The organism is Sphingomonas sp., from assembly GCF_041661825.1.
Lineage (GTDB): Bacteria > Pseudomonadota > Alphaproteobacteria > Sphingomonadales > Sphingomonadaceae > Sphingomonas.
In genome coordinates this window covers 575,251-595,211 of sequence record NZ_JBAZTU010000004.1, presented here as the reverse complement: position 1 = coordinate 595,211, position 19,961 = coordinate 575,251, and the positions used below count along the sequence as shown (strand labels likewise).

The 19,961-nt window shown below is 66.2% G+C and carries 23 protein-coding genes; 15 read left to right on the top strand and 8 right to left on the bottom strand.

The features are described from left to right. Positions 1–7: 7 nt before the first annotated feature. The gene (locus WC729_RS21505; RefSeq protein WP_372856469.1) at positions 8–409 is read right to left on the bottom strand and encodes a DUF1761 domain-containing protein; all 402 of its coding nucleotides are present in this window, start codon (positions 407–409) and stop codon (positions 8–10) included. A gap of 89 nt (positions 410–498) precedes the next feature. Here WC729_RS21505 and gltX point away from each other — a divergent pair, with 89 nt between their 5' ends. The 9 genes from gltX (at position 499) to WC729_RS21460 (ending at position 8,319) form a co-directional block, all read left to right on the top strand. Continuing rightward, positions 499–1,824, top strand: a complete 1,326-nt coding sequence (gene gltX, locus WC729_RS21500) for a glutamate--tRNA ligase (RefSeq protein ID WP_372856468.1) — start codon at positions 499–501, stop codon at positions 1,822–1,824. A gap of 282 nt (positions 1,825–2,106) precedes the next feature. After that, positions 2,107–2,772 (top strand): energy transducer TonB, encoded by a 666-nt coding sequence (locus tag WC729_RS21495; protein WP_372856467.1) that lies wholly within the window; start codon positions 2,107–2,109, stop codon positions 2,770–2,772. 94 nt (positions 2,773–2,866) lie between these two features. Next, a complete protein-coding gene (locus tag WC729_RS21490) occupies positions 2,867–3,214 on the top strand; it encodes a hypothetical protein (RefSeq protein WP_372856466.1) in 348 nt (115 codons plus the stop codon). Next, positions 3,211–4,188 carry a bifunctional diaminohydroxyphosphoribosylaminopyrimidine deaminase/5-amino-6-(5-phosphoribosylamino)uracil reductase RibD gene (ribD, locus tag WC729_RS21485; protein WP_372856648.1) on the top strand — a complete coding sequence of 326 codons (978 nt, stop codon included), beginning with the start codon at positions 3,211–3,213 and terminating at the stop codon, positions 4,186–4,188. Before WC729_RS21490 ends, ribD begins: the two co-directional genes overlap by 4 nt. Continuing rightward, the gene (locus WC729_RS21480; protein ID WP_372856465.1) at positions 4,188–4,796 is read left to right on the top strand and encodes a riboflavin synthase; all 609 of its coding nucleotides are present in this window, start codon (positions 4,188–4,190) and stop codon (positions 4,794–4,796) included. The genes ribD and WC729_RS21480 overlap by 1 nt, the downstream gene beginning before the upstream one ends. Then, positions 4,783–5,946 carry a 3,4-dihydroxy-2-butanone-4-phosphate synthase gene (gene ribB / locus WC729_RS21475; protein WP_372856464.1) on the top strand — a complete coding sequence of 388 codons (1,164 nt, stop codon included), beginning with the start codon at positions 4,783–4,785 and terminating at the stop codon, positions 5,944–5,946. The genes WC729_RS21480 and ribB overlap by 14 nt, the downstream gene beginning before the upstream one ends. Then, positions 5,946–6,365 (top strand): 6,7-dimethyl-8-ribityllumazine synthase, encoded by a 420-nt coding sequence (gene ribH / locus WC729_RS21470; protein WP_372856463.1) that lies wholly within the window; start codon positions 5,946–5,948, stop codon positions 6,363–6,365. The genes ribB and ribH overlap by 1 nt, the downstream gene beginning before the upstream one ends. 7 nt (positions 6,366–6,372) lie before the next feature. Further along, entirely contained in the window at positions 6,373–6,879 is a 507-nt protein-coding gene (locus tag WC729_RS21465; RefSeq protein WP_372856462.1) for a hypothetical protein, read from the top strand. 60 nt (positions 6,880–6,939) lie between these two features. Next, positions 6,940–8,319: a cytochrome P450 gene (locus WC729_RS21460; RefSeq protein ID WP_372856461.1), complete on the top strand. Its 1,380-nt coding sequence runs from the start codon at positions 6,940–6,942 to the stop codon at positions 8,317–8,319. Positions 8,320–8,323: 4 nt separating this feature from the next. Here the strand turns inward: WC729_RS21460 and WC729_RS21455 are convergent, their stop codons facing one another. Further along, complete coding sequence (locus WC729_RS21455) at positions 8,324–9,412, bottom strand: alkene reductase (RefSeq protein WP_372856460.1); 1,089 nt, start codon at positions 9,410–9,412, stop codon at positions 8,324–8,326. Between the two features lie 57 nt (positions 9,413–9,469). Between WC729_RS21455 and WC729_RS21450 the strand changes: the two genes are divergently transcribed. From WC729_RS21450 to WC729_RS21425, 6 genes are all read left to right on the top strand, one after another. Then, a complete protein-coding gene (locus WC729_RS21450) occupies positions 9,470–10,399 on the top strand; it encodes a DMT family transporter (protein WP_372856459.1) in 930 nt (309 codons plus the stop codon). Between the two features lie 15 nt (positions 10,400–10,414). Beyond that, positions 10,415–11,080 carry a COQ9 family protein gene (locus WC729_RS21445; RefSeq protein WP_372856458.1) on the top strand — a complete coding sequence of 222 codons (666 nt, stop codon included), beginning with the start codon at positions 10,415–10,417 and terminating at the stop codon, positions 11,078–11,080. Positions 11,081–11,146: 66 nt separating this feature from the next. After that, positions 11,147–11,401 carry a ferrous iron transport protein A gene (locus WC729_RS21440; RefSeq protein ID WP_372856457.1) on the top strand — a complete coding sequence of 85 codons (255 nt, stop codon included), beginning with the start codon at positions 11,147–11,149 and terminating at the stop codon, positions 11,399–11,401. Between the two features lie 12 nt (positions 11,402–11,413). Continuing rightward, complete coding sequence (locus tag WC729_RS21435) at positions 11,414–13,273, top strand: ferrous iron transporter B (RefSeq protein WP_372856456.1); 1,860 nt, start codon at positions 11,414–11,416, stop codon at positions 13,271–13,273. Between the two features lie 11 nt (positions 13,274–13,284). Next, the gene (gene ssb, locus WC729_RS21430) at positions 13,285–13,824 is read left to right on the top strand and encodes a single-stranded DNA-binding protein (RefSeq protein WP_372856455.1); all 540 of its coding nucleotides are present in this window, start codon (positions 13,285–13,287) and stop codon (positions 13,822–13,824) included. 23 nt (positions 13,825–13,847) lie between these two features. After that, entirely contained in the window at positions 13,848–15,395 is a 1,548-nt protein-coding gene (locus WC729_RS21425) for a PAS domain-containing protein (protein ID WP_372856454.1), read from the top strand. Here WC729_RS21425 and WC729_RS21420 read toward each other — a convergent pair. From WC729_RS21420 to WC729_RS21395, 6 genes are all read right to left on the bottom strand, one after another. Continuing rightward, positions 15,382–15,792, bottom strand: coding sequence for a response regulator (locus WC729_RS21420; protein ID WP_372856453.1), 411 nt, complete (start codon positions 15,790–15,792; stop codon positions 15,382–15,384). The two genes, WC729_RS21425 and WC729_RS21420, sit on opposite strands and share 14 nt — an antisense overlap. Positions 15,793–15,853: 61 nt before the next feature. Continuing rightward, positions 15,854–16,441 (bottom strand): methionine biosynthesis protein MetW, encoded by a 588-nt coding sequence (gene metW, locus WC729_RS21415; protein WP_372856452.1) that lies wholly within the window; start codon positions 16,439–16,441, stop codon positions 15,854–15,856. Next, complete coding sequence (locus WC729_RS21410; RefSeq protein WP_372856451.1) at positions 16,438–16,659, bottom strand: hypothetical protein; 222 nt, start codon at positions 16,657–16,659, stop codon at positions 16,438–16,440. Before WC729_RS21410 ends, metW begins: the two co-directional genes overlap by 4 nt. Before the next feature lie 116 nt (positions 16,660–16,775). Then, the gene (locus tag WC729_RS21405) at positions 16,776–17,201 is read right to left on the bottom strand and encodes a GNAT family N-acetyltransferase (RefSeq protein ID WP_372856450.1); all 426 of its coding nucleotides are present in this window, start codon (positions 17,199–17,201) and stop codon (positions 16,776–16,778) included. After that, complete coding sequence (locus tag WC729_RS21400; RefSeq protein WP_372856449.1) at positions 17,198–18,316, bottom strand: homoserine O-acetyltransferase; 1,119 nt, start codon at positions 18,314–18,316, stop codon at positions 17,198–17,200. Before WC729_RS21400 ends, WC729_RS21405 begins: the two co-directional genes overlap by 4 nt. A 60-nt stretch (positions 18,317–18,376) precedes the next feature. Beyond that, positions 18,377–19,930 carry an FAD-dependent oxidoreductase gene (locus tag WC729_RS21395; protein ID WP_372856448.1) on the bottom strand — a complete coding sequence of 518 codons (1,554 nt, stop codon included), beginning with the start codon at positions 19,928–19,930 and terminating at the stop codon, positions 18,377–18,379. Positions 19,931–19,961: the final 31 nt, after the last annotated feature.

Below are 19,961 nucleotides of genomic sequence, written 5' to 3'. Positions count from 1 at the left end.
CCGGCCGTCAGGGCCACAGCCCGATGACCAGCCCGAACACCGCGAATTGCACGAAATGATAGCCGGCATTGATCGCCCAGAAGGCCAGGCTGCGACCCTCGAAGACGTACTGGATCGAGAAGGCAGCGCCGATCAGTCCGCCACAGGCGAGCCCAAGGAGCAACGCATGACAAAGGCCCGGTGCGGGTCCGGCGATCAGCGCGAAGACGATCGCCGCCACGATCGACGTGACGACGCCGATCGCGATCTTCGGGCCATGGGCTTTCCTGCCACCTGGAGGATTGTCGATGTCGATGCCCATCTCTTGCGCCCAGCGGCGCAGGAACAGGATTTTGGAATACCAGAGCGCCCCCGGGAAATAACCGATGATGCCGGCGACGATCGCGGCGACGATGTTGATCTGATTCATCTCGTCCTCCCCTGTTGCACCGCCTGTACCATGATCGAGGCCAAGCGTCCCGGTTGTTGCCGCGAGGCGCCGCGTCTACAGCCGCTGCCATGACCGTCCTTACCCGTTTCGCGCCGAGCCCGACCGGCCGGCTGCATGTCGGCAATATCCGCACTGCGCTCCACAACTGGCTATGGGCCCAAAAGCGCGGCGGGCGCTTCATGCTGCGTATCGACGATACCGATGCCGAGCGCAGCCAGGAGCATTATGTCGACTCGATCCGTGCCGATCTCGCCTGGCTCGGGCTGGACCCGGTGGGCGAAGAGCGGCAGTCGGCGCGCTTTTCGCTCTACGAAGCGCGGTTCGCGGCATTGCGCGACGCCGGGCATGTCTATCCCGCGTACGAGACGGCGCAGGAACTCGACCTGAAGCGCAAGATCGCGGCCGGACGCGGGTTGCCGCCGGTCTATGACCGCGCCGCGCTGGCCCTGGGCGATGACGAGCGTGCTGCACTCGAAGCGCAGGGGATCGCGCCGCACTGGCGGTTCAAGCTGGATCATGGCGCCGCGATCGAGTGGGACGACCTGATCCGCGGGCACCAGCGTTTCGACCCGGCGACGATGAGCGATCCGGTGATCCGCCGCGCCGACGGATCCTGGCTCTATATGCTGCCTTCCGCGATCGACGATGCCGAGATGGGGGTGACTCATGTCGTGCGCGGCGAGGACCATGTCTCCAACACCGCGCTGCAACTGCAGATGTTCGCCGCGCTGGGCAGTGCGCCGCCCGCCTTTGCGCATGAGGCGCTGCTGGTCGGGAGCGAGGGCAAGCTGTCGAAGCGCCTCGGATCGGTCGGGGTCGACCAGTTCCGCGAGGCCGGGATCGAACCCGAGGCCGTTCGCGCGCTGCTCGCGCGGATCGGGACGAGCGATCCGGTCGAGCCGCTGGTCGATACGGGCCGGCTGATCGAGACCTTCGATTTCGGGCGCTTCGGGCGCGCACCGGCACGGTTCGACGAGGCGGAGCTGAGCGCGGTCAATACGCGGATCGTGCATCAGCTCGATTTCGACTCGGTCGCAGGGCGGCTGCCCGGCGGCATGGGCCGGGTGGAATGGGAGGCGGTACGGCCCAATCTGACCATCGTCGCCGAGGCGGCGGATTGGTGGCGCGTGATCGAGGGGCCGATCGAGGCCGTCGCCGATCCGGCGGATGCCGATTTCCTGGGCGAGGCGGCGCGGGTGGCGGGGACGATCGACTGGTCTGCCGACCCCTGGCATGCGCTGACCGGGGCGTTGAAGGAATCGAGCGGACGGAGCGGCAAGGCCTTGTTCCTGCCGTTGCGGCGGGCGCTGACCGGGCTGGATCATGGGCCGGACATGAAGGCGTTGCTGCCGTTGATCGGGCGTGAGCGGGCGGTGGAGCGGCTGACGGGCTGAGTTTCGCGGCGGCGCGCTGGAGCGCCCCTTCCTTCCTGCTTCCTCCCTTTCCTTTCTGCTTCCCCGGCGAAGGCCGGGGTCCAGTCGGAAAGGTTGTTGTAACGGCGCGCAGCACCTCGCCACGATCGTCCCCCAACTGGGCCCCGGCCTTCGCCGGGGAAGAGCTAATTGTACCGATTTCGGGCGTGAAATGATATCTTGTATCTTGATAGTAATGTTGTATCATCGCCATTGAGATCGAGCGACAGACTCGACCGCCCACCAAGGAGATGGAGGCAGGCGATGTACGCAGACCGTTACGCAAAACAGAAGAAACTGGACCCCACCAGCCTTGGCCTGTCGGCGCTGCTGGTCGGCGGGATCATGACCGGGATGATCTTCTCGGCGCCCGACTTCGTGAAGACGATGATCCCAAAGCCCATCGAGATCTATGACGTCAAAGAAAAGCCGCTGCCGCCTCCCAACCCGGAGCCGCTGCCGAAGAAGCAGGATATCCTGAAGCCGAAGGCGGATACGCGCATCATTCCCCCGGAACAGCATGTCACGATCGACATGCCGAAGGGCTTCACGATCACCCCCGGCCCGGACAAGGTCGAGATCACCGAAGGAACAAGCACCGGCCTCGGCAGCGGCGAGATTCTGACCAAGCCAGCGCCCGTCCTGACCGATGCCATGGTCGATCCGCGCTATGCCAGCTATTACCAGCCAGAATATCCCAACGACGAACGACGCATGGGTCGCCAGGGCCGGGTCGTCATCAAGGTGCTGATCAGCACTGATGGTCGGGTGAAGCAGGTCGAGCTGGTCAGCTCGCCGAGCAGCAGCTTCTTCGACGCGACCAAGCGCCGCGCGCTGGACAAATGGCGGTTCAAGCCCGGCACCCGCGACGGAGTTCCCATGGAGACGTGGAAGACCATGGCGGTGCGGTTTGTGCTGAACGACGATTGACGCCCTTCCGATCGCGCCGGGCATTCCTTGGACTCCGGCGCGATCGGGAGACCCGGGGCTGGCATCGCGCCGCCCATGCGCCTATCTTGCGAGCATGAGTTTCCTGCGCACCATCTCCCCTTTTCGCGCCTATCGCGACCTGCGGCGCTATCTGGCGAGCCGTAAGACCTATGAGGTCGTCTTTCTGGTACTGGCGATCATCGTGACCTGGACGATCATGTTCGCGATCGCCAACAACTCGACGGTCGAGAAGGTCTATCGCCCGAACATCGTCTATGCGGAGCAATGGCCCGCCAACCGCACCGATGAGCAGATCATCGCGCAGCAGAAGATCGACGGCCCCAAGGAAAAGGCCGCCATCGAAGAGGTCAGAAAACAGCAAGCCGAGACTCAGGCCGCCTATAAGCGGCTCGACGACAAGCTGAAGAAGTACGGATTCTGACGACAGCCGATGCGCGCTGGATGGGGGCGGCGCTCGCGTTGAGCGAGCGCGGCAAGGGACTCACCGCGCCCAACCCCAATGTCGGCTGCGTGATCGTGCGCGACGGCCGCGTCGTCGGGCGCGGCTGGACTCAGCCCGGCGGGCGCCCGCATGCCGAAGCGATGGCGCTGGCCGAGGCGGGCGAAAAGTCGCGCGGCGCGACTTGCTACGTCACGCTCGAACCCTGTGCGCATGAATCGCCGCGCGGCCCGGCCTGTTCGGACCTGCTGATCGCGGCCGGCGTGGCGCGTGTCATCATCGCGATGGGCGACCCCGACCCGCGGACCGATGGCGACGGCATCGCGCGGTTGCGTGGCGCGGGAATCGAGGTGGCGACGGATGTTCGCGATGGCGATGCCCGCCGCGCGATGGCGGGATTCCTCACCCGGCAGGCGCTGGGACGGCCGCAGGTGACCTTGAAGCTGGCCATGTCGCTGGACGGCGCGGTGGCGATGGGTGACGGCACCAGCAAATGGATCACCGGCGCCGAAGCGCGGGCACATGCGCATGTCGAGCGCGCCCGGCACGAAGCGATCCTGGTCGGACGCGCAACCCTGGAGGCGGATGCGCCGGCGCTCGACGTCCGGCTGGCCGGGCTGGAAGGGCGGAGTCCGCGACGCTTCCTGCTGTCGCATGGCGACGCGCCCGACGGCTGGGAGCTCCTGCGCGATCCCACGGATATTGTCGGGCTGAAAGGCGTGGACCATCTGCTCGTCGAAGGCGGCATGGCGACGGCTGCGGCATTCCTGTCCGCCGATCTGGTCGACCGGCTTTCATTGTACCGCGCGCCGATCCTGATCGGGGCGGGCCGTACCCTGCCGGACATCGGCCTGGCCGATCTTCCCGACGCCCATGGCCGCTGGATATTGCACGACGCGCGGCGACTTGGCAGCGACCGAGTCGAGGTCTACGAGCGCGCCAAAGGACTGGTTTGATGTTCACTGGAATCGTCACCGACATCGGCACCATCGAGCGCGTCGAGGCGCTGGCCGACACGCGCGTCGTGATCGGCACCAGCTACGATACCGCGACGATCGACCTTGGCGCTTCGATCTCCTGTTCGGGCGTCTGCCTGACCGTGATCGACAAGGGTCCGAACTGGTTCGCTGTTGACGTGTCGGGCGAAACCATCAGCCGCACTGCGCAGGGTCAATGGACCGGAGGCCGCAAGCTGAACCTCGAACGCGCGCTGCGGCTGGGCGAGGAACTGGGCGGCCATATCGTCACCGGCCATGTCGATGGCATCGGCGAAGTCATCTCCGTCACCGAGGAAGGCGGATCGCACCGCGTGCGGATCAAGGCCGGGCCCGAGATCGCCCCGTTCGTCGCGCCCAAGGGATCGGTCACGCTCGACGGCGTCTCGCTGACCGTGAACGAAGTGGAAGATTCGCTCGCCGGCGTCACCTTCGGCGTCAACATCATCCCGCATACCGCGGCCGTTACCACTTTCGGCAGCCTCGCGGCCGGCGATCCGATCAATATCGAGATCGACGTGCTCGCCCGCTACCTGCAACGCATGGAGCATTATCGTGCAAAAGCCTGAGGCCCATAAGGGTGATTTGGCGCGGCTGCGCCACGGCTTCCTCTCCAGCCCGGAAGAGATCATCGACGAAGCCCGCAACGGCCGGATGTTCATCCTGGTCGATGACGAGGACCGCGAGAATGAAGGCGATCTGGTCATCCCCGCCCAGATGGCGACGCCCGAGAAGATCAACTTCATGGCGAAGCATGGCCGCGGGCTGATCTGCCTGGCCTTGAGCAAGAAGCGCGTCGACGAGCTCGGGCTCGACTTGATGAGCCGTCACAACGGCACGCGGCACGAGACCGCCTTCACCGTCTCGATCGAAGCGCGCGACGGCGTGACCACCGGCATCTCCGCCGCCGACCGCGCGCGCACCGTCGCGGTGGCGATCGATTCGTCGAAGAGCCGCGAAGAGATCGTGACGCCGGGCCATGTCTTCCCGCTGGTCGCGCGCGACGGCGGCGTGCTGGTGCGCGCGGGCCATACCGAGGCAGCGGTCGACGTGTCGCGGCTCGCGGGCCTCAACCCGTCGGGCGTGATCTGCGAGATCATGAACGAGGACGGGACGATGTCGCGCCTCGACGACCTGGTCGCCTTCGCACAGCTGCACAATCTCAAGATCGGCACGATCCGCGACCTGATCGCCTATCGCCGCCGTCACGATCATCTCGTCGAGAAACGCGCCGAGATGGTGTTCCACAGCAAATGGGGCGGAGACTGGAAAGCGATGACCTTCTTCAACAAGGCGACCGGCGACGAGCAGGTGGCACTGGTGAAGGGCAGGATCGACCCCGACAAGCCGACCCTGGTCCGCATGCACAGCCTGTCGATGTTCGCCGATGCGTTCGGCGAGGAATCCGAGCGGTCGGGCCTGCTCGCCCGGTCGATGGAGACCATCGCCGAGGAAGGCGCCGGCGTGATCGTCGTGATCAATCGGCCGATGAAGGATTCGATCACCCGGGTGATCAAGCTGCGCGCCGAGGGCAAGACGATCGGTACGCCCGAAGCCGCCGAGCTGCGCGATTACGGTGTCGGCGCGCAGATCCTCGCCGAGCTGGGCGTGCAGGACATGGTGCTGCTGACCAACACCCACCACACCCTGGTCGGGCTCGACGGGTACGGCCTGTCGATCGTCGGCGAGCGGCCGATTCCCGGCACCGGAGGCGAATGATGGCGAAAGTCCTGATCGTGGAAGCGCGCTTCTACGACCATTTGAACGACCTGCTGCTCGAGGGCGCGCGTGCCGCGATCGAGGAAGCGGGGCATAGCCATGAGACGATCACCGTCCCGGGCGCGCTCGAGATTCCCGGCGCCGTCGCGCTGGCGGCGGAGAGCGACGGCTATGACGCGTTCGTCGCGCTGGGCGTGGTGATCCGCGGCGAGACCTATCATTTCGAGATCGTCGCGGGCGAGAGCGCGCGCGGGCTGATGGCGCTGTCGATGGACGGCGTGGCGATCGGCAACGGCATATTGACCGTCGAGAACGAAGCCCAGGCGCTGGCGCGGGCGCGCCGCACCGAGAAGGACAAGGGTGGCGAAGCGGCCAAGGCGGCGCTGGCGATGCTGGCGCTGAAAGACCGGTTCGGCTGATCCGCCGATGAGCCAGGTACCGCCCCCGCGCTATAGCATCGTGGAGCGGGACCGGCGGCTGATCGTCACCGACAATTGGGCGCGCGACAAGACGCCGCCTTCTTCTCCGACCCTCCCGTCATCCTCCGGGCGCGACCTGCTGCCCGCAAAGTCGGGCGACTCGGCCAACCGGATCGTGCGCGCGGGCGAGGACGGCGGCACCTTGCTCCGCCGGCTCGCGCTGGCGGCCTGTGCCGGCGCCGAGGATGCGGAAGGACGGCCGATCTTCACCAGCGCCTCCTGGTTCGACACCAAGGCCAAGCGTCAATTCAGCCTGGGCCGATCGGGCGTCGAGCGGCTGGGCGGGACGGTGCTGGCCTTTTTGATGGTCGTTGGTTTCTTCTTCGTGCTCGCCTTCGTCATCGGGTTCGAAGCGTTGTTCATCGCCTTCCTTCTGCTGGTGGTGGTCGGCAAGAACATAGCGTCGATCGGCACGCGCTGGGTCGACCGGCTGCAGAAGCTGCCGATCGATTGACCCGCCCGATTGACCCGCCTTCACCCTTACTTATACTGATGTAAGTAAGGAGACTCCCCGATGGCGCTGGCGCACACGTTCAAGGCGAATCCGCACTGGCTGCCGCGGCAGAAGCCCCAGGCGATCGCCGCGATTCCGGGCGAGAACGGCCTGCCCTTTATCGGCAACACGCTGAGGCTGCTGCGCGATCCGGTGGGATTCGGCCATCACATGGTCGCGCGGTACGGCACCGTCTATCGCAACCATGCCTTTGGCGGCCCTTCCGTCACCTTGATGGGCGCCGAGGCGAACGAGCTGGTGCTGTTCGACCGCGACAAGGTCTTCTCGTCGGAACAGGGCTGGGGCCCGATGCTCAACCTGCTGTTCCCGCGCGGGCTGATGTTGATGGATTTCGAGAAGCACCGGGCCGACCGCAAGGTGATGTCGGTCGCGTTCAAGCCCGAGCCGATGCGCCATTATGCCGAAGCGCTGAATGCCGGCATTGCGCGCACCGTCAGCGGCTGGGCGGATCGGCCGATGCGCTTCTACGATACGATCAAGACGCTGACGCTCGATCTCGCCGCCGACAGCTTTCTCGGCATGCCGCTCGGCCCCGAAGCCGACCGGATCAATCAGGCGTTCGTCGATGAGGTCCAGGCATCGGTCGCGCCGATCCGCGTGCCGCTGCCGGGCTCGATGATGAACAAGGGCGTGAAGGCGCGCGCTTATCTGATCGACCTGTTCCAGCGCGAGATCCCCAAGCGGCGGGCCAGTGCCGATGAGGGCCATGATTTCTTTTCGCAATTCTGCCGCGCGACCGACGACGCGGGCCAGCGGCTGTCCGACGACGCGATCGCCGATCACATGAACTTCCTGATGATGGCGGCGCACGACACGATCACCTCGTCAGCGACCAGCCTGGTCATGCTGCTCGGCCGTCACCCCGAATGGCAGGACCGGTTGCGCGAGGAGATTGCGGGACTGGGGCTGAATGACGCGGAAGGACTGCCTTATGGCCAGCTCGATCGGCTGGTGCTGACCGACTATGCGTTCAAGGAAGCGCTGCGGCTGGTACCGCCGGTGCCCTCGATCCCCCGGCGGGCGGTGCGGGCGTTCGATTTCGGCGGCTATCATATCCCGGCCGGGACGATGGTCGGCATCAGCCCGGCCTTCACGCACAAGATGGCCGAGCATTGGCCCGATCCACAGAGCTTCGATCCAATGCGGTTCTCGCCCGAGGTGAGCAAGGGCCGGCACAAATATGCCTGGGTGCCGTTCGGCGGCGGCGCGCATATGTGCATCGGCCTGCATTTCGCGACGATGCAGATCCGCATCCTGATGGCGCAACTGCTCAGCCGTTACCGGATCGAGCTCGACGAAGGGGCCGGTGCCGAGTGGCAGGCCTGGCCCATCCCCCGGCCGAAGGATGGGCTGCCGGTACGGTTCGTGCCGCTGGGATGAGGCTTTATTCGGCCGCGACGTCCTCGAGCGCCGGATAGTCGGTATATCCCTCGGGCCCCTGGCTGTACCAGGTCGCCATATTGTCCGGGTTGAGCGGCGCGCCCTTTTGCAGGCGGACCGGCAGGTCGGGATTGGCGAGGAAGGTGCGGCCGAAGGTGATCGCGTCCGCCACACCCGAATCGAGCGCGCCCTGCGCATCGTCGGCGAGATAGTCCGAATTGAGCACCAGCGGGCCCGGGAAGACCTGACGGATTTCGGGCGACAGCTTGGGCTGGTCCGACCGGCCGAACGTGCCGTTGGGGCCGGGCTCGCGCAATTCGAGAAAGGCGATGCCGATCTCCGACAGCATCTCCGCGGCCGGCACGAACACTGCCTCGGGGTTGCTGTCCTTCGCGCCCTGGGAATTGCCGTTGGGCGAGAGGCGCACCCCTGTACGATCGGCGCCAGCGATGCTCGCGACGCGCTCGGTCACCTCGCGCAGCAGGCGCACGCGATTCTCGGGATGGCCGCCATAATGGTCGTCGCGGAAGTTGGAATTGTCACGCAGGAACTGGTCGATCAGATAGCCGTTCGCCGCGTGGATCTGCACGCCGTCGAAACCCGCCGCGATCGCGTTGCGCGTCGCGCGCGCATAATCGTCGAGCAGGCCGGGGAATTCCTCGAGCCGGAGCGGCCGCGCTTCCTCATAGTCCTGCTTGCCGTCATAGGTATGCGCCTGGCCCGGCGCGGTCGTCGCCGAGGAGGACACCGGCTGCGCCCCGCCCAGGCTCGAATGGACGATCCGGCCCATATGCCAGAGCTGCGCGACGATCCGCCCGCCGGCCGCATGCACCTGAGCGACCACCGGCTTCCACGCTTCGGTCTGCTCGTCGGTCCACAGGCCCGGGGCGAAGGGCCAGCCAAGGCCCTGGCGCGAGATGCCGGTCGCCTCAGTGATGATCAGCCCGGCGCCGGCGCGTTGCGCATAATAATCGCCCATCAAGGGTTGCGGCACATGCTCGCGGGTCGAGCGGCCACGGGTGAGCGGCGCCATCAGCACGCGGTTGGGCGCATGGATCGCGCCGAGCTGAACGGGCTCGAAGAGGCTGGGCATGAAACTGAGTTTCCTTTTGCTACCTGACGCGCCAGACATAGAACGCTAAGGGGCCGCATGCACCAGCCCGCATCTCCAAGAAAAACTGTCCTGTCGCAAAGCCTCGGCTCTCCGCGAATCGCCTTTATCGCGCTGATCGCGGCGAACGTCATGCTCGCTTTCGGCTCCTGGTTCGTGCGGATGGCGGATACCGGGCCGGTCGCGTCCGCCTTCTGGCGAATCGCGCTGGCGACGCCGATCCTGCTCGCCGCGGCGATGGTCGGGGGCTGGCGGCCGACGCGGCTCGGGCGGGGCATGTGGATCTTGTTCGGCCTGGCGGGGGTCTGCTTCGCCGCCGATCTCGGCGCCTGGCATATCGGCATCCTGCAGACGACGCTGGCCAATGCGACCTTGTTCGGCAATTCGGCGACGTTGTTCTTCCCGGTCTATGGCTTCCTTGCCGCGCGGGCGCTGCCGACCAGGCTGCAGGGTATCGCGCTTGCGCTGGCGACGATCGGCGCGGCGCTGCTGATGGGCCGGTCCTATCAGCTCGATCCGAAAAATCTGGTCGGCGACCTGCTCTGCCTGATCGCGGGGCTGCTCTACACTTTCTATTTCATCTTCATGCTGCGTATCCGCGAGCGGATGGATTCGCTGCCGGCGCTTGGCCTGGCGACCGGCGCCAGCATCCTGCCGCTGCTGCTGCTCGCGATCCTGATGGGCGAGCGCATCTGGCCGCACAATTGGGCGCCGCTGATCGCGCTGGCGCTGGTCAGCCAGGTGATCGGGCAGGGCCTGTTGATCTATGCGCTCGGCAAGCTGTCGCCGCTGGTGGTCGGAATCGCGCTGCTCGTGCAGCCGGTGGTCGCCGCCTCGGTCGGGCTGATCGTGTATAATGAGCGGCTCGGCCTGCCCGACCTGGTGGGGGCAGTGCTCGTCGCGGTCGCGCTGGTGCTGGTGCGCGACAGGCCCGCGCCGCTTGCACCGGCAGAGACCGGGTCTAGATAGGAGGCGAGGAGACGCATGATGGCTGCCCTGCCCGAGGACCCGACGCTCGACGAGGTGCGCGCGGCGCTGGCACCGCTGATCGCGGCCAATGCCGCGTTCGACGGCTGGAACGATAGGGCGCGCGATGCCGCGGCCGAGTCGGCCGGGGTTGACCGCGATATCGCCAAGGTCGCCTTTCCCGGCGGCGCGGTCGACATGATCGATGCCTGGTTCGCCGCGATCGACACGGCGATGGCCGCCGCGCTGCCGCCCGAACGCCTCGCCACGATGAAGATTCGCGCGAAGATCACCGCGCTGGTCGAGGCGCGCCTTGCCGAGGCCGCGCCGAATCGCGAAGCGTTGCGCCGCGCATTGGCGATCCTTGCCATGCCGCAGAATCTCGTGCGCGGCGCGACACTCGGCTGGCGCGCGGCCGACCTGATGTGGCGCGCGGCGGGCGACACGGCGACCGACTATAATCATTACACCAAGCGCACGATCCTGGCGGGCGTCTATGCCGCGACGATCACCGTGTTCCTCGACGACGAGAGCGAGAATTGGGCCGATACCCGCGCCTTTCTCGCCCGGCGGATCGAGGGGATCATGCGATTCGAAAAGGCCAAATCGGGCTTCCTGGCGCGCACCGAGCATATGCCGAGTCTGTCGCGCTTCATCGGACGGCTACGCTATCCGGTGGTGTGACATCGGTATGCGCTAATTCGCGCGACGGTTATTGATAATCAATCGCAACGGCCTTATTGCGAACTGGTGCAAACGCCTCTCAGCCTCGAATCGCTACCCCATCGCCAGCGCGCGACGGTCGCCGGAATCGCCTGGACCGAGTTGAGCGTGCCGGAAGCGCGACGCCTGCGCGAGCTTGGCTTCGACGAGGGCGTCGGGGTCGAAGTGTTGCACCGCGCAACTTTGGGCAAGGGCCCGATCGCCTGCCGCATCGGCCGCATGACCGTTGCGCTCCGCCGTGCCGTGGCGGGCGCGATCCATGTTTCCCCCATCGCCGGCTAGATTGGGCACCAAGTGAACGCCGCGCCGCTGGTGGCGCTGGTCGGCAATCCGAATGCCGGCAAGAGCGCGCTGTTCAACGCGCTGACCGGCGCGCGCCAGAAGGTCGGCAATTACCCCGGCGTGACGGTGGAGCGGCATTCGGGGCGTCTGGCGCTGCCCGATGGCCGCCCGGTCGAGCTGGTCGATCTGCCCGGCGCCTATAGTCTCGAACCCTCGAGCCCCGACGAACGGGTCACGCGCGACGTGGTGACCGGCACCCAGGAGGGCGAGCGGCTGCCCGACGCGCTGGTCGTGGTGGTCGATGCCGCCAATCTCGACAATCATCTGCGCTTCACGCTGCAGCTCATCGCGCTGGGGCTGCCGGTGGTGGTCGCGCTCAACATGTTCGACCTGGCCGAGCGCGACGGGCTGATCCTCGATCCCGAGCGGCTGTCGCGCGAGCTTGGCGTGCCGGTGGTGCCGACCGTCGCGGTCCGGCGGCGTGGGCTGGAGGACCTCAAGGCGCGGCTGGGCGATATCCTCGTCCATGGCGCCGCCAAGCAGCTGCGTGCCAGCGACGGCAGCGTGCAGGAGGATATCGTCACCCTGCAGCGCCGCGCCCGCACGATCGCGGTGGCGTCGACCATTTCCGAGACGCCGACGCGGCGCTGGGGCCATGCGCTCGATGCGATCGCGCTGCATCCGGTCGTGGGGCCGATCCTGCTGCTCGGCCTGTTGTTCGTGATGTTCCAGTCGGTGTTCGCCTGGTCCGAGGCACCGATCGGCTGGATCGAATCGGGCATGGCCTGGCTCTCCACCCTCGCGAGCAGCGAATTACCGGCTGGATTTCTGCGTTCGCTGATCGTCGACGGGCTGATCGCGGGCGTCGGCGCGGTAGTGGTGTTCCTGCCGCAGATCCTGATCCTGTTCACCTTCATCCTGGTGCTCGAGGCATCGGGCTATATGGTCCGCGCGGCCTTCCTGATGGACCGGCTGATGGCGCATGTCGGCCTGTCGGGCCGCGCCTTCATTCCGCTGCTGTCGAGCTTCGCCTGCGCGGTGCCCGGCATCATGGCGACGCGCACGATCGACGACGAGAAGGACCGGCTGACCACGATCCTGATCGCGCCGCTGATGACCTGCTCGGCGCGGTTGCCGGTCTATACGCTGGTGATCGGCGCGCTGATCCCCAATACAAGGGTGCTGCCGCTGGTCGGGCTGCAGGGGCTGGTGATGTTCGGCCTGTATGTGCTCGGCATCGTCGGGGCGTTCGTCGCTGCGCTCGTCCTGCGGCGGACGGTGACCAAGGGCGCCTCCTCAGGCTTCATGATGGAGATGCCGAAATATCAATGGCCGCGGCTGGGCGACGTGCTGATCGGCCTGTGGAGCCGTGCGCTCATCTTCCTCAAGCGCGCCGGCACGACGATCGCGCTGACGGTCGTGCTGCTCTGGGCGCTGGCGAGCTATCCGGTGGCGCCGGCAGGACAGAAACAGAGTGAATATTCGATCGCCGGGCGAATCGCCTCGGGCATCGAAGTGGTGGTCAAGCCGATCGGCTTCAATCACGACATCGCGCTCGCCCTGCTGCCGGCGATGGCCGCGCGCGAGGCAGCGGTCGGCGCGATCGCGACGGTCTATTCGATCGACAATCCCGAGGATGTGGCGGGCGAGACCAAGCTGGCGGATCGCCTGCGCGGCCGCTGGAGCCTGCCGACGGCACTCGCGTTCCTGATGTGGTTCGTCTTCGCGCCGCAGTGCATTTCGACCATCGCGGTCACGCGGCGCGAGACCAATGGGTGGAAATGGCCCCTGTTCATGGTCGGATACCTGTTCGCGCTGGCATACGTCGCCGCGGGCGCTACATACTGGGCCGCTATCGGACTCGGTTTGTAGGAAGAATCAATATGGCGGGCAGCGTCAACAAGGTCATCATCGTCGGCAATCTGGGGCGCGACCCCGAGAGCCGATCCTTCCAGAATGGCGGCAAGGTGGTGAACCTGCGTATCGCCACGTCGGACACCTGGAAGGACAAGAACACCGGCGAACGCAAGGAAAAGACCGAATGGCATTCGGTCGCGATCTTCAACGAAGGTCTCGCGAACGTCGCCGAGCGCTATCTGCGCAAGGGCAGCAAGGTCTATATCGAAGGCGCGCTGCAGACCCGCAAATGGCAGGACGCGCAGGGTCAGGACAAATATTCGACCGAGATCGTGCTGCAGGGCTTCAACTCGGTGCTGACGATGCTCGACGGCCCCGGCGGCGGCTCGGGCGGCGGTAGCGGGGGTGGCGGCGGTGCCCAGCGCGACGATTTCGGCGGCAATGACGATTTCGGCGGCGGATCCTCCGGCGGCTTTGGCGGCGGCGCGAGCCGTGGCGGCGGCGCTCCGGCCAATCGCGGCAGCAGCAGCTTTGCGGACGATCTCGACGACGACGTGCCCTTCTGACCGTTTCGCGCGTTCATCCCTTCATGAACGAGACTTCCCCGGCGAGATCGGCCGCCCCGTCCGGCTGGCTGATCGACGAGGCGGCGCGTGCCGAGGCTTTGGCCGCGCACGATATCGAATCGCTGCGCGACCATGACGGGCTGAGCCAGATCACCGCCTTCGTCGCGGCTTTGTGCGATGCGCCGATTGCGCTGGTCAGCCTGGTCGAGGAACGCCGCCAGACCTTCCTCGCCCGTACCGGGCTCGAGACGACCGAAACACCGCGCGAGACGAGCTTCTGTGCGTTCGCGATGCGCGGAACCGAGATCATGGTCGTGCCCGACGCGACCCGGGACCTGCGCTTCGCCGACAATGCGCTGGTCACCGGCGACCCCAATATCCGATTCTACGCCGGCGCTCCGCTCGTCTCGGACGACGGCGTGCCGCTCGGCTCGCTGTGCGTGATCGACACCGTGCCGCGCGACGGATTGACGCCATTGCAGCACCAGGGACTCACCGCCCTGGCCGAAGCGGTGATGGCCCGGCTCCGCGACAGCCGCGATGCCGCCGCATGGCGTGCGACCGAAAACGCCACCCACCGCGCGCTCAACGAAAGCCATAACCGCTTCCGCGTGCTCGCCGATGCGATGCCGCAGATGGTGTGGTCGACCCTGCCCGACGGCTATCACGATTATTACAATGCGCGCTGGTACGAGTTCACCGGCGTGCCGGAAGGATCGACCGACGGCGAGGAGTGGAACGGCATGTTCCACCCCGAGGACCAGCCGCGCGCCTGGGAAACCTGGCGTCGCTCGCTCGCGACGGGCGATCCCTATCAGATCGAATATCGCCTGCGCCGGGCCGACGGCGATTATCGCTGGACCCTGGGCCGCGCGCTGCCGCTGCGCGATGAAGCCGGCGCGATCGTTCGCTGGTTCGGCACCTGCACCGATATCCATGAGCAGAAAGAGGCGAGCGAGGAGCGCGAAGTCATCGCGCAGGAGCTGAGCCACCGCATCAAGAATATCTTCGCGGTGATCGCCGGGCTGGTCGGATTCGCCGCGCGCAGCAAGCCCGAGCTGGCCGGCATCGCCGAGGATCTGCGCGAGCGGATCACCGCGCTTGGCCGCGCGCATGATTTCGTTCGCCCGCACAGCGCGAACTCCCGCCCGGCGGTATCGCAGAACAGCCTGCACGGCCTGCTGGGCGAGCTTTTCCGTCCCTATCAGTCAACGGGCCTGGAGCGAATCGCGATCACGGGCAACGATGTGGAGATAGATGACCGGTCGGCGACCCCGCTCGCCCTGCTGTTCCATGAGCTTGCCACCAACGCGACCAAATATGGCGCACTGGTCAATGACGCCGGCCGGATCACGCTCGATATCGCCGCCATGGATAGTGGCATCACGCTGCGCTGGACGGAAACCGGCGGACCGCCGGTGACGTCACCCGAGGCGATGAAGGGCTTCGGATCGCAGTTGATGGAGATGAGCGCGGTGCGGCAGCTCGGCGGCAGCATAACCCGCGACTGGCTGCCGGAAGGGCTGGTCGTGACGATCGACGTGCCGGAGCGCGCGTTCAGCCGCCGCTGATCTCGCGATCCAGCAATACCAGATCGTCATTGGCAGCAGCGCCATGCGGGGTGCCAGCGCTGGCCATCGCCGCCGCCGCCAGGATGGCGGCTTCGGAAAAAGGCTTGCGGATATAGCCGAGCGCGCCTTTGGCGGCGCCGATCTGCGCGGGGTTCGCCGTGACGAAGATCACCTTCACGCCATAATCGCGGGCGAGCGTCGCAGCGAGATCCGGCCCGGTCGGGCCGTCGCGCAGATTCACATCGACCAGCGCGAAATGGCAATCATCGGCAGCCTCGATCGCGCCGAGACGATCCGCCGCGATCGCCTTCACATGATAGCCGGCGTCGGTCAGGATCCGCTCGAGATCGAGCGCCACGAAAATCTCGTCTTCGACAATGAGAGCGGTAGTCGCCATGGATTCCTCTGAAGGTTCCTGCCGCAAACACGCGAAGGGACCGAAGAGTTCCTGATCGACATCAATTCCTCAGCAGGAACACCGCATGTTCGGCAAAGAAATTGGCCGCAGCCGAGGTCGTGCGCTTGTCGCCGGACAGGAACCACGCACCCTCGACCGTGATGCCGCGTTCTTTCACAAAGCCGCGGAAATCGTCGATCGTCACGTGGTGGATGTTGGGCGTATCGTACCATTGCTCGGGCAAAAGGCGGGTCACCGGCATCCGGCCGCCCCACATCAGCGATGTGCGTCCGCGCCAATGCGCAAAGTTGGGGAAGGACACGAAAGCACGCTGGCCGATCCGCAGCAGATGATCGAGCACGACATCCGGCCGCCGCGTCGTCTGCAGCGTCTGGCTGAGGATGGCATAGTCGAAGCTGGCTTCGGGATAGTCCGCCAGATCCGAATCCGCATCACCCTGGATCACCGACAAGCCGCGCGAGACCGCAGCGGCGACATTGCCCGCATCGAGCTCGAGACCGCGCGCGTCGACGCCCCTGGCATCGCGCAGCGCCGCCATCAGCGCACCGTCGCCGCAGCCGACATCGAGGATTCGGCTGCCCGGCGCGACATTGTCGGCAATGACGGCAAGATCGGGGCGCAGGCTCATGTGGCCGAGATAGCCCAAATCGCTGCAAACTCCGCTTCAGTAGCAGGCAGAACGACTATCTTTTCTGAAACATCTGCATTCGGCCAATGCCAGTCGAGCGCATAGAAACTGTCACCGATAAGTGTCCCGAAGCCAAATTCGGTAGTGCCGTCGGGATAGTTGGCCAGAGCGTCAGCCTTCATCACCCCATTGTCTAAAATCTCGATCGAGCGCGTCACGGCACCATCCGGAGTGACTTCGTACCAGATGATCGACGGATCCGACTCCCTGCTACCGAGCCAACTCAGTCGCCAGAAGGCGATTGTCTCAGGCGCTGGTGGCCATAGTCGCCCACTCATGTGGCGGCCCCATACACATCGGGGAAATAGCGCTGCATGAACAGCGTCGTATCGGTCACCCGCTCCCAGCCCAGCGCTTCGTACACGCCGTGCGCATCGCGCGTGCCGAGAATCCAGCGCCGCAACCCCTGGAGCTCGGGCAGCGCCTGCAACGCCGCCACCATCGCGCGGGCAATGCCCTGGCCGCGATGCGATTCGAGCACATAGACATCGGCGAGATAGGCAAAGGTAGCGCTGTCGGTAACGACACGCGCAAAACCGATCTGCACATCGCGGTCAAACGCGCCGATACAGGTGGAGCCCCGGATCGCCCGCTCCACAACCTCGCGCGGGATGCCGGCCGACCAATAGCTCCGTACGAGATAGGCATGGATCACGTCGGCCTGCATCTCGGCGCGATCGGTCGTCAGGCGGAAGGTCATGCGCCCGCCCTCAGGAAACCATCGATCACGCGGTTCATGCCGGGCGAATCGAGCAGGAAAGCGTCGTGCCCAAACGGGCTGTTGAGCTCGACGAAGCTGACCGCCGCGCCCGCCGCGTTGAGCGCATGGACGATCGCGCGCGATTCCGATGTCGGGTAGAGCCAGTCAGTGTCGAAGCTGATCAGACAGAAGCGTGCCTTGCTCGCGCGGAAAGCGTTGGCGAGCTGCCCGCCATGTTCCTCCGCCAGGTCGAAATAGTCGGTGGCGCGCGTGATATAGAGATAGGAGTTGGCGTCGAACCGATCGACGAAGCTGATCCCCTGGTGGCGCAGATAGCTTTCCACCTGGAAATCCGCGTCGAAGCCGAAGCTCTTGGCGCTGCGCGTCTGCAGGCGGCGGCCGAACTTCTCGGTGAGCCCCGCTTCCGATAGATAGGTGATGTGCGCCGCCATGCGCGCGACGGCGAGGCCCGCCGCGGGGGGATCGCCCGTTTCGTAATAGTCGCCGCCCCGCCAGTTCGGATCGGCCATCACTGCCTGGCGACCGACCTCGTGAAAGGCGATGTTCTGCGCCGTGTGCCGCGCCGCCGACGCGATGACGAGCGCTGCCCTGACCCGGTCCGGAAAAGTCGCAGACCAGCTCAGCGCCTGCATGCCGCCCATCGACCCGCCGATCACCGCCGCAAGCCGTTCGACGCCGAGATGATCGAGCAGCATCGACTGCGCCCGCACCATGTCGCGGATGGTGATGACGGGAAAGCTCATGCCCCAGGGCTTGCCGGTTGCCGGATTGACCGTCGCCGGACCCGAGGAGCCGGTGCAGCCGCCGATCACATTGCTGCAGATGATGAAATGACGATCGGGATCGACCGGCTTGCCGGGCCCGACGAGCCGGGTCCACCAGCCGGGCTTGCCGGTGATCGGATGGTTGCTCGCCACATTCTGGTCGCCGGTCAGCGCGTGGCAGATCAGGATCGCGTTGCCGCCGTCCGGCGCGAGTGTGCCATAGGTTTCATAGGCGATATCGACCGGCGACAGGAGCGCGCCGCCATCGAGCCGAAGCGGCCCGGGCAGGGTGACATGGCGATCCAGCCCAAAACGCGCATCGTCCGACATTGACGCGGCGTTAGGCCGCGACGCGCGCCCGTTCAAGCTTTGGCATTCAAGCGCTGGCGTTCAAGCGTGGCGCGCGGCCATGATCGCCTCGGCCGCCATCCTGCCAGTCTGCGCGCCACCGTTCATATAACCCGGATAGGCATCCGACAGATGCTCGCCGGCGAACTGGAGCCGCCCGGCAAGTGCGCGGTGCTTCGGCCCGCTTTCGCCCTCGACCCAGATCAGCTCACCAAAACGGGTGAGCTGGCCCGGCCGGAAATTGACATAGGCGCCGAGCGTCAGCGGATCGCGGTGCCAGCCGGTGCGCCGCACGACACCACTCATCGCCGCGCCGAAGCCCGGCACGCCGCCCTCCGCCATGGCCGCGAAGCGGCGCGCGAGCTGGTTCGCGTCCATTGTATCGGCCGCGGTGACCTCATCGCCGCCGAGGAACCATGTCCAGACGCTGCCGGCGTCGGTCGCCGGACGAATACCACCGTCCCAGCCCAGCGCAGCCCCGGCCGAGGCGTCGGTCTGCCACAATTCGCCGCCACGCCCCATCGGCCCCTCCCAGGGGCGCGACGTCATGACGGCTTGAACCTTCTCGTTATAGCCGAGGTCGACCTCCGCAATGAAGCGGCGCCACAAGGGCGGCAGCGGCACCCGGAAATCGATCTGGCGCATCAGCGGTGCCGGTACTGCGACGATCACCGCCCCCGCCGTCACTGACGTGCCGTCGAGAAAGGTCAGGCGCGCGCCAGCGCCGTACGCGTCGAGCCGCAACAGCCGCTTGCCGGTTTCGATCCGGTCACCGAGCTTCGCCTGCATGGCCGCGATTAGCGCGCCGCTGCCGCCGTCGATCAGATAGCGCTCGTCGCTATGGCTGAGCACATCGACTCGCTCACCATCGACCGTGGGCAGGTTGAATACCAGTTCGATCGCCGAGGCCTGGCCGGGCTCCACGCCATATTCGGTGCGGCTGGTCGCCTCCATCAACTGACGTACCCAGGGCTGGGGCAGCTTGTCGGCATGCTTGTCGAGATAAGCGCTGATCGACAGCCGATCGAGTTCCCGCGCCGTTCGTTCATAGGCCTTGTCGAGACGATCCGAATCCAGCGCGATCTGCGCCGCGATCGGGCGCAGCGCCTCGGCCAGCGCGGCGGTCGACAATATGGCGCCATTGGCGAGCACGACCGTACGGTGCGCTTCGCCCTTACGGTCGACCAGACCGATATCGAATGCCTTCGCCAGCTTGTGCATGTCATCATGGTCAGTGTTGACCAGCTGGCCGCCGATCTCCATCGGCACGCCATCCGCCGGCCGGTGTGTGAACATGCGCCCACCGAGTCGCGGCCGCGCCTCATAAATGCGCGCGTCGATCCCGGCCTGGGTGAGGTGCCACAAAGCGGTCAGCCCGGCGATGCCACCGCCGATGATCGCGACGGGGCCGTGAATCGGCGCGGCGCGGAGCGGACGCGGCACGGCGGCCACGAGGCCGGCCGCGCCGATCGCCTTGAGCAGCGCACGACGGCTCAGCCCCGGCGATCCTTCGACCGGCGGCTTTTCTCCCGCCGCCGCCAGGTTCATCCGGCGCGCCGATTCCAGCGCTCCCCAGAAAGTCGAACTGCCCCGCATCCAGCTTTCCCCTGCTTTCGCATTTCCTAGC

Excerpts from the sequence above, each read along its gene's own strand:
- WC729_RS21505 (WP_372856469.1), bottom strand. The coding sequence starts at position 409 with ATGAATCAGATCAACATCGTCGCCGCGATCGTCGCCGGCATCATCGGT.
- gltX (WP_372856468.1), top strand. The coding sequence starts at position 499 with ATGACCGTCCTTACCCGTTTCGCGCCGAGCCCGACCGGCCGGCTGCAT.
- WC729_RS21495 (WP_372856467.1), top strand. The coding sequence starts at position 2,107 with ATGTACGCAGACCGTTACGCAAAACAGAAGAAACTGGACCCCACCAGC.
- WC729_RS21490 (WP_372856466.1), top strand. The coding sequence starts at position 2,867 with ATGAGTTTCCTGCGCACCATCTCCCCTTTTCGCGCCTATCGCGACCTG.
- WC729_RS21480 (WP_372856465.1), top strand. The coding sequence starts at position 4,188 with ATGTTCACTGGAATCGTCACCGACATCGGCACCATCGAGCGCGTCGAG.
- ribH (WP_372856463.1), top strand. The coding sequence starts at position 5,946 with ATGGCGAAAGTCCTGATCGTGGAAGCGCGCTTCTACGACCATTTGAAC.
- WC729_RS21465 (WP_372856462.1), top strand. The coding sequence starts at position 6,373 with ATGAGCCAGGTACCGCCCCCGCGCTATAGCATCGTGGAGCGGGACCGG.
- WC729_RS21460 (WP_372856461.1), top strand. The coding sequence starts at position 6,940 with ATGGCGCTGGCGCACACGTTCAAGGCGAATCCGCACTGGCTGCCGCGG.
- WC729_RS21455 (WP_372856460.1), bottom strand. The coding sequence starts at position 9,412 with ATGCCCAGCCTCTTCGAGCCCGTTCAGCTCGGCGCGATCCATGCGCCC.
- WC729_RS21450 (WP_372856459.1), top strand. The coding sequence starts at position 9,470 with ATGCACCAGCCCGCATCTCCAAGAAAAACTGTCCTGTCGCAAAGCCTC.
- WC729_RS21445 (WP_372856458.1), top strand. The coding sequence starts at position 10,415 with ATGATGGCTGCCCTGCCCGAGGACCCGACGCTCGACGAGGTGCGCGCG.
- ssb (WP_372856455.1), top strand. The coding sequence starts at position 13,285 with ATGGCGGGCAGCGTCAACAAGGTCATCATCGTCGGCAATCTGGGGCGC.
- WC729_RS21425 (WP_372856454.1), top strand. The coding sequence starts at position 13,848 with ATGAACGAGACTTCCCCGGCGAGATCGGCCGCCCCGTCCGGCTGGCTG.
- WC729_RS21420 (WP_372856453.1), bottom strand. The coding sequence starts at position 15,792 with ATGGCGACTACCGCTCTCATTGTCGAAGACGAGATTTTCGTGGCGCTC.
- metW (WP_372856452.1), bottom strand. The coding sequence starts at position 16,441 with ATGAGCCTGCGCCCCGATCTTGCCGTCATTGCCGACAATGTCGCGCCG.
- WC729_RS21405 (WP_372856450.1), bottom strand. The coding sequence starts at position 17,201 with ATGACCTTCCGCCTGACGACCGATCGCGCCGAGATGCAGGCCGACGTG.
- WC729_RS21400 (WP_372856449.1), bottom strand. The coding sequence starts at position 18,316 with ATGTCGGACGATGCGCGTTTTGGGCTGGATCGCCATGTCACCCTGCCC.
- WC729_RS21395 (WP_372856448.1), bottom strand. The coding sequence starts at position 19,930 with ATGCGGGGCAGTTCGACTTTCTGGGGAGCGCTGGAATCGGCGCGCCGG.